The organism is Okeania sp. SIO2B9, from assembly GCF_010672505.1.
Classification (GTDB): domain Bacteria; phylum Cyanobacteriota; class Cyanobacteriia; order Cyanobacteriales; family Microcoleaceae; genus Okeania; species Okeania hirsuta.
The window spans coordinates 1-7,514 of the sequence record NZ_JAAHGK010000217.1; the positions used below are offsets into that span (position 1 = coordinate 1).

A 7,514-nucleotide genomic window follows, 5' to 3' on the forward strand; every position below is an offset into this window, starting at 1 on the left:
GAGGGTTTTAGACGTGATACCAGGCACTTTTCAAAGGCACAAAAAGGCACTTTTATTCATAAGTTAATGCTTTTGTAAGCCCTAATTATAACTATTAAATCTGACATTATATAATTTGATAAACCAAACCTATATCCATGAATGAAACTATTACTATAAGTCTAGAAAAAATTTGTGTATCAACTGATTTTCCTTATGGTGAAGCTTGGATACCAGATGAAGATAAAAATCTACTACAACTTAGTTCCAGCTATTATATTGATTCCGGCTTTGGCAACAAGGATTTAGAACAATTTTGGGTTTGTAGTCAAGATTTTATATTATCTAGGGGTGAAGGCTTACCAGGACGAGTTTGGTTATCAAAACAACCGGAATGGATTATAGACGTAACTATCGAATCTGAGGGATATTTTTTACGCAATCAAATTGCGAAAGCTTTTGGAGTCAAAAGTGGCTTTTCTGTACCTGTAATTACACAAAATAAAGTTTTGATAGTGTTGGCTTTTTTTACGGCACAAACTCATTCTAAAGATACAAAAATTATAGAAATAGCAACAAGTCAAGCCGAAAGTTTAGGAAAGTTTCTATTACATTTATAATAGATATCTCCAACAATAAAAAATAAAATCAATTATCGTACAGAAATTATCAATTATTTCCCTCTATTCCCTATTCCCTATTTTGTAAGTTTATAGACCAATATTCATTACTTAATTCACTTGGACATTTGAAAAGTGTCAACCCCTTTTATCAATTATCAATTATCCATGCTCTATAAAAATATCAGGTTTAGCTAATCCCAGAACCCTATCTTTCTGATAAAATCAACAAGCAAAGTAATAATACTTATTTAGTCCTACTCTAAATGAATTCAGGAATCGATCTACAAAGAACATTTATTGAAGCTCTCGTAGACTTGGGCCTATCCCCAGAAATAGCCAGAACCGTTTGGCTACCATTACCCATGTTATTGATGATTATTGCTGCTACTGTCAGTGTTCTAGTGACAGTGTGGCTAGAGCGAAAAATTTCCGCAGCAGCTCAACAAAGAATTGGCCCAGAATTCATCGGCCCTTTGGGAACTCTAGCACCTTTAGCTGATGGTTTGAAGCTAGTTTTCAAAGAAGACGTTGTTCCTTCTAAAGCAGACCCTCTACTGTTCACTCTAGGCCCTGTAATAGTAGCCATCCCAGTATTTTTGTCCTATCTAGTAGTTCCTTTTGGACAAAATTTAATTATCACAGACCTGGGGGTAGCAATATTTTTATGGATAGCTCTTTCCAGTATTCAGCCCATTGGTCTGCTGATGTCTGGCTATGCCTCCAACAATAAATATTCTCTACTAGGAGGTTTACGAGCAGCAGCACAGTCTATTAGTTATGAAATACCTTTAGCTTTAGCTGTACTGGCAGTAGTGATGATGTCCAATAGTCTCAGCACAATTGATATTGTTGAGCAACAATCAGGCTATGGCATTTTAGGATGGAATATTTGGAGACAACCAGCGGGTTTCCTCATTTTCTGGATATCAGCATTGGCAGAATGTGAAAGACTTCCGTTTGACCTTCCTGAAGCAGAAGAAGAATTAGTAGCGGGATATCAAACAGAATATACAGGGATGAAATTTGCCCTCTATTACTTAGCGTCTTACATCAATTTAGTTCTATCTGCTCTGTTTGTGGCAATTTTATATTTAGGTGGTTGGGAGTCCCCTGTACCAGTTGGACTTCTCAGTGACTGGTTGGGAGTAAGTGAAACAACTCCGTGGCTACAAATAATTACTGCTACTTTGGGCATTACTATGACATTGCTCAAAGCTTATTTTCTAGTATTTATTGCTGTTTTATTACGTTGGACATTACCAAGGGTTAGGATTGACCAATTATTAGACTTGGGATGGAAGTTCCTCCTACCCATCGCTCTGGTAAATCTACTATTAACTGCAGCTTTAAAGTTAGCCTTTCCATTTGCTTTTGGAGGATAAATCCATAGCTGATTTTAGACTTTTAGATTAAACTGTATCAAAAATCTAAAATTACTTTTGCTAATTAATTAGACTTCCTAGGAGAAAACGCCATGCTCAAATTCCTCAATCAAGTAGGCGAATACGCTAAAGAAACTTTTCAAGCTGCTAAATATATTGGTCAGGGTTTATCTGTAACTTTTGACCACATGAGCCGTCGTCCTATTACTGTACAATACCCCTACGAAAAACTTATTCCTTCTGAAAGATTTCGAGGCAGAATTCACTTTGAATATGACAAGTGTATTGCCTGTGAAGTTTGTGTAAGGGTTTGTCCGATTAATTTACCTGTAGTTGATTGGGAATTTAATAAGGAAAGCAAAAAGAAAAAGCTCAAACATTACAGTATTGATTTTGGTGTTTGTATTTTCTGCGGTAACTGTGTGGAATATTGTCCAACTAACTGTTTATCCATGACGGAAGAGTATGAATTAGCAGCTTATGACCGCCATGAGTTGAACTATGATAATGTGGCCTTGGGACGATTACCATATAAGGTAACAAATGACCCAATGGTAACTCCTATGCGAGAATTAGCTTACTTACCTAAGGGAGCGATAGACCCTCATACAGTTCCTCAAAATGCACGTCGCGCTGGTCTTCGTCCGGAAGAAATTCTTGAACAAATGGAAGCTGAAAAACCAGTGGCAGAGACTACAGAAAAATAGCTATTAGTTGTTAAGTAAGATTCAGCTATTAGCGGTAAGCTCTCAGCTTTTGAATGAATGAAGCAAGCATTCGTTTAACTTCTACTACATTTTCAACTCTATGAAGGGAAGTGTAGATGTGGCTCGATAAACTGCTAAGGTTAAGTGATAGGCTTTTGCCCATACTTTATAATTCTTTGAAATCTCTCAATTGCTTTTTTCTCCTTTTTTATAAGGTAATAAAGCTGATAGCTGATAGCTGATAGCTGACCGCTGAATGCTTAAGTTTAATAACTAATAGCTGCTAATAGAATTCAAAATAAACAAATCTCTAAAGGAATAAAAAGTGGATTTAGCGCAAGGAGTTCAATTTGTTTCATTTGCTTTATTAAGCATAATGATGATTGCTGCTGCTTTGGGAGTAGTGTTATTTTCTAATATTGTCTACTCAGCATTTTTGTTGGGTGGAGTATTTATGAGTATTTCTGGTTTATACCTTTTATTAAATGCTGATTTTGTGGCTACTGCCCAAGTTTTGATTTATGTTGGAGCTGTTAATGTCTTGATTTTATTTGCAATTATGCTTGTAAATAAACGAGAAGATTTTAAAGTTTTGCCTAATGCTTGGTTTAGAAAAATAGCTACAGCTTTAGTTTGCGTTGGTTTATTTGCCCTACTAAGTACCATGGTATTGTCTACTTCTTGGTCAATTCCTGGTGCTAGTGTTGCTAATACAGAAAGTTCAATTGTTTTAATTGGTAGACACTTTTTTAGTGATTTTTTACTTCCTTTTGAACTTGCTTCTGTGTTTTTGTTAATGGCAATGGTGGGTGCTATTATTTTGGCTCGTCGAGATATTTTGCCTGATGAAGTACCGACTGAGATTCAAACACCTGTTTTAAGTTTACCAGAACGCCCCCGTGAATTAGTGTCTAGTTCTAGTGAAATTTCTAATAATTAAATTCAAAGAGTTGATAAGTTTATGCAATTGCAACTGGAGTATTTTTTGTTATTAGCCGCAGCACTTTTTTGTATAGGTATTTATGGTTTAATTACCAGTCGCAATGCAGTTAGGGTGCTGATGTCTATTGAGTTACTGCTTAATGCTGTAAATCTAAATTTGATGGGTTTTTCTAATTTCTTAGACCCCCAGAATATTAAAGGTCAGGTATTTACTGTGTTTGTAATTACTGTTGCTGCTGCTGAAGCTGCTGTTGGTCTAGCGATAGTTCTTGCAATTTATCGTAACCGTGACACGGTAGATATGGAACAGTTTAATTTATTAAAGTGGTAATTTTAAGGTAAGCATTCACCTATTAGCATTCAGTGTTCAGCTTGAGTTGATAATCTTTGAATGCTTACTTTTTAATACTATAAAATGTTTTGTTTGAGCAGTTTTCAACGTCTTCCTGTGCATCTGGATGTAATTATTTTTTATTGTGCGGAAAAATTTTTTTTTAATACTATGTAAAGAAATATAATTTTATTTACTGAAAAATATTAAGCTTCGTTACTAAGCTGCAACATAAAATAATTTCCGTGCTACCGTTTCTAATCAGAAACAAGCTCAAATAATTTAGGGGAGGAAAAAACTTTGAATTCAGAAATTAAAAAATATCCATCTTGTTCTTTACATCAAGATGTTAGTGAATATGTGGCTGATTTACAATTTCACATGACTTTACACGCTCGTAATTTAGTTCCTTCTCTTAATCAAGCAAAAGATGGTCGCGAGGAAATGTTGCAGCAAACTCAAGCTCATTTTGAAAAGTTGATTTCTCGACAGACTCTTTAATTTTTTTTATATTTATTTTTATTTAAAAACCCAGTTTCAATTAGGAAAAGAGATTGGGTTTTTTAGTTTTTTGTATTAATTCTTTAGTTCAGAAAATATAGCAATGTGCTCTCAAGTATTTACAACTTAGCTCTATTAAGTGCAGTCTAGAAAAGGTATACAAAAAATAATGTGTAAATATGCCAGAGCGCATTGCTATACCTATACCAGGACTTACGCAAATCACACCATTTGTAGGGGTTAATGGCTGTTAACCCCTATAAATGGTGTGTAATTTTGTCTTTTGCGTAAGTCCTGTATACCTGATAGCGATGATTTGCAACAAAAAGCGATCGCCCAGTGCACTGGAAGTCTATCGCTCCTAAAAATAGGACAAAAGAAAATTGTTGTTTCTCATCTTCTCAAGATTATTCGCAAAACATCTGAGGTTTATGGGAAAAAAGCCCATCTCTAGTAAATGTTGCTGGCATAATTTTCAAGAAATATCAAATTAATCAGTCTGCTGACTTATCTTCAAGAATTTCCTACAGGTATATAGATATATATAGATATCTGAACAGGTTTAATTATCAGTTTGAACAATGAATTTAAAAAATCAAAACTTTCTGATTAATCTCCGCTCAAAATTTGCTGCATTAGCTCACGCAGTTCCAATACTTTCAGCGCTGTTACTCAATTTTGTGATATGCTCGACAGTAGTAAAATCTGTAGTAAGTTATTGCTCAATAGCAAAATCGAGCTGCAAATGCTTATACTGTCGTTAATTTTGTAGCGATCGCCCGAAAATTTTCCCAGCATAACTAACTAATTTTCTCTACCCTCTTTCATCATAAATTGACAAATATGTAATCATATGTATTTTTAGAACGAAACTAGCAGTCCCTCAAGCAATTGCAGCAATAATAACTGTAGAGGAACGAGCTATAAGAATGTCAAACCCCAAAAATATTGACTTGATAAATACTGCAAGAAAACTGATACTGATATAATCAGCCATAGAGACTATTCATAAATTAATGGTGTGATTTGAATTAAAAGCAACACCAAGTTTCTATTGCCTATTTTTAATAAATCGACTTTCTATTAGAAGCTGTAAATATAACAGTCTTATTTGAGTTGTACAGAAAAGATATTGAAATTAGGGAATAGCGGTGCGACTCTGCGAATGTTTTATTTGTCAAGGAAGGCGTACTAATAGAGAGATAAGATTTTCTGATTTTTTATCTATTTATTTTTGATTTGTTTACAAATCAATTATTTAAAACTGGTATATTATTATTTGTTTAAGTTCTGTATCATAACTCTTATTTTTGCCATAAAAAACATCAAAACCAATGCCATATTACATATCATCCAGGTTTATAGATAAACTAGCAGTTCATATTACCAAAAATTTCTTAGACTTACCTAGAGTAAGAATGCCTTTAATATTAGGAATACATGGACGAAAAGGAGAAGGAAAAACCTTTCAATGCCAATTAGTATTGGAAAAAATGGGAATTGAACCTGTCACAATATCTGGCGGAGAATTAGAAAGTAAAGATGCAGGAGACCCAGCACGTTTATTACGTTTACGTTATCGAGAAGCATCAGAAAAAATCAAAGTTCAAGGTCGAATGTGCGCCTTATTTATTAATGACTTAGATGCAGGTGCTGGTAGATTTGATGGGGGTACTCAATATACGGTAAATACTCAATTAGTAAATGCTACTTTGATGAATATTGCTGATAATCCTACTAATGTACAATTGCCTGGTAGTTATGATGAAACTCCCCTACATCGAATACCAATTATTGTGACTGGAAATGATTTTTCTACCCTCTATGCACCTTTAATTAGAGATGGTCGAATGGAGAAATTTTATTGGGAACCAAATCGAGAAGATAGAATTGGTATAGTGGGTGGCATATTTAAAACTGATGAACTTTCTGCCAGAGATATTGAGAATTTAGTAGATGAATTTTCTGACCAAGCTATAGATTTTTTCAGTGCTTTACGCAGTCGAATATATGATGAACAGATTCGTGATTTTATTCATCAAGTAGGAATAGAAAATATTTCCAAACGGGTAGTGAATTCTGTAGAAAAAATTCCAGATTTTCCCCAACCTAATTTTAATCTATCTCATCTTCTAGAATATGGAAAAATTATGGTTGGAGAACAACAACGTATCCGAGAATTGCGATTAGTTGAAGAATATAATCAATCTCGATTATTCGGTGGTGCTCAGGTAGAGCGGTCGGAAAAAGTTGCGCCAAATTCTAACTATTTATCTCCAGAAGTAACTATATCTAATCAGTTAATAGAAAATAGGGTTAATCATAACGTTAAAAATAATAATCTCAGTTCAGAAGTTAGAGAAAAAGTGCAACAAATTCTCCAAGATGGTTTGAAAATAGGAATGGAATATGCAGATAAGCGTAGATATAAAACTGGTTCATGGAAAAGTTGTGGAACAATAGATAGTCAGGGAGAAAAAGAGGTGATTAATGCTGTAGAAAATTGTTTAGCTGAACATCAAAATGATTATGTGAGGTTGATTGGAATTGACTCTAATGTAAAGCGCAGATTAGTTGAGAAAATTATTCATAAACCAAATTAGATATTTGAAGGAAGAAGGAAGAAGGCAGAAGGAAGAAGGAAGAAGGAAGAGGGGGTAAATATTGAAAAAAGGGGAAAAGGATAGAAATAAATATCTAAAATCAAAAAGCAGCTATTTTTAAGCATATCCTACTGACTCCTGACCCCTCCTAAATTTTAAAGTAAGCATTTAGCTATTAGCTGTCAGCTATCAGCAACAAGACTCTCTATTTTAGGACAGTGTTTAAATTAAAATAGACTTTAAGGACAAGGGAGCCAACTTTTGTAGTAATACCAAATTGAAATGAAGCTGCGTAGAATAATATTTAAAGCATAATTGACCACAGGTAAGTGTAGATAAATATAGATTGATTTAATGAATTTCAAATTCTATGCAACCTCATATAAAAATAGTATAAGACAATTAAATATTGCTTTTATCCTAAATAAAAAGCAATAGCTGATAGA

General features: G+C 34.0%; 7 protein-coding genes. All 7 read left to right on the plus strand.

Annotation, left to right across the window (positions count from 1 at the left end):
* Positions 1-137 precede the first annotated feature (137 nt).
* Positions 138-599, plus strand: a complete 462-nt coding sequence (locus tag F6K13_RS10245; protein WP_124145769.1) for a GAF domain-containing protein — start codon at positions 138-140, stop codon at positions 597-599.
* 266 nt (positions 600-865) lie between these two features.
* Positions 866-1,984, plus strand: a complete 1,119-nt coding sequence (nuoH, locus tag F6K13_RS10250) for an NADH-quinone oxidoreductase subunit NuoH (RefSeq protein WP_124155418.1) — start codon at positions 866-868, stop codon at positions 1,982-1,984.
* 92 nt (positions 1,985-2,076) lie between these two features.
* Positions 2,077-2,691: an NAD(P)H-quinone oxidoreductase subunit I gene (gene ndhI / locus F6K13_RS10255; RefSeq protein ID WP_124145767.1), complete on the plus strand. Its 615-nt coding sequence runs from the start codon at positions 2,077-2,079 to the stop codon at positions 2,689-2,691.
* 325 nt (positions 2,692-3,016) lie between these two features.
* On the plus strand, positions 3,017-3,631 hold the full coding sequence (locus F6K13_RS10260; RefSeq protein ID WP_124146095.1) for an NADH-quinone oxidoreductase subunit J: 615 nt from the start codon (positions 3,017-3,019) through the stop codon (positions 3,629-3,631).
* Between the two features lie 27 nt (positions 3,632-3,658).
* The gene (gene nuoK, locus F6K13_RS10265; protein WP_192901159.1) at positions 3,659-3,964 is read left to right on the plus strand and encodes an NADH-quinone oxidoreductase subunit NuoK; all 306 of its coding nucleotides are present in this window, start codon (positions 3,659-3,661) and stop codon (positions 3,962-3,964) included.
* A 300-nt stretch (positions 3,965-4,264) separates the two neighbouring features.
* On the plus strand, positions 4,265-4,465 hold the full coding sequence (locus tag F6K13_RS10270) for a hypothetical protein (protein ID WP_124146093.1): 201 nt from the start codon (positions 4,265-4,267) through the stop codon (positions 4,463-4,465).
* 1,334 nt (positions 4,466-5,799) lie between these two features.
* Positions 5,800-7,068: a ribulose bisphosphate carboxylase small subunit gene (locus F6K13_RS10275; protein WP_124146092.1), complete on the plus strand. Its 1,269-nt coding sequence runs from the start codon at positions 5,800-5,802 to the stop codon at positions 7,066-7,068.
* Positions 7,069-7,514 lie beyond the last annotated feature (446 nt).

What these genes read in the sequence shown, in the direction of transcription:
- F6K13_RS10245 (WP_124145769.1), top strand. Translation starts at nt 138, where the DNA reads ATGAATGAAACTATTACTATAAGTCTAGAAAAAATTTGTGTATCAACT.
- nuoH (WP_124155418.1), top strand. Translation starts at nt 866, where the DNA reads ATGAATTCAGGAATCGATCTACAAAGAACATTTATTGAAGCTCTCGTA.
- ndhI (WP_124145767.1), top strand. Translation starts at nt 2,077, where the DNA reads ATGCTCAAATTCCTCAATCAAGTAGGCGAATACGCTAAAGAAACTTTT.
- F6K13_RS10275 (WP_124146092.1), top strand. Translation starts at nt 5,800, where the DNA reads ATGCCATATTACATATCATCCAGGTTTATAGATAAACTAGCAGTTCAT.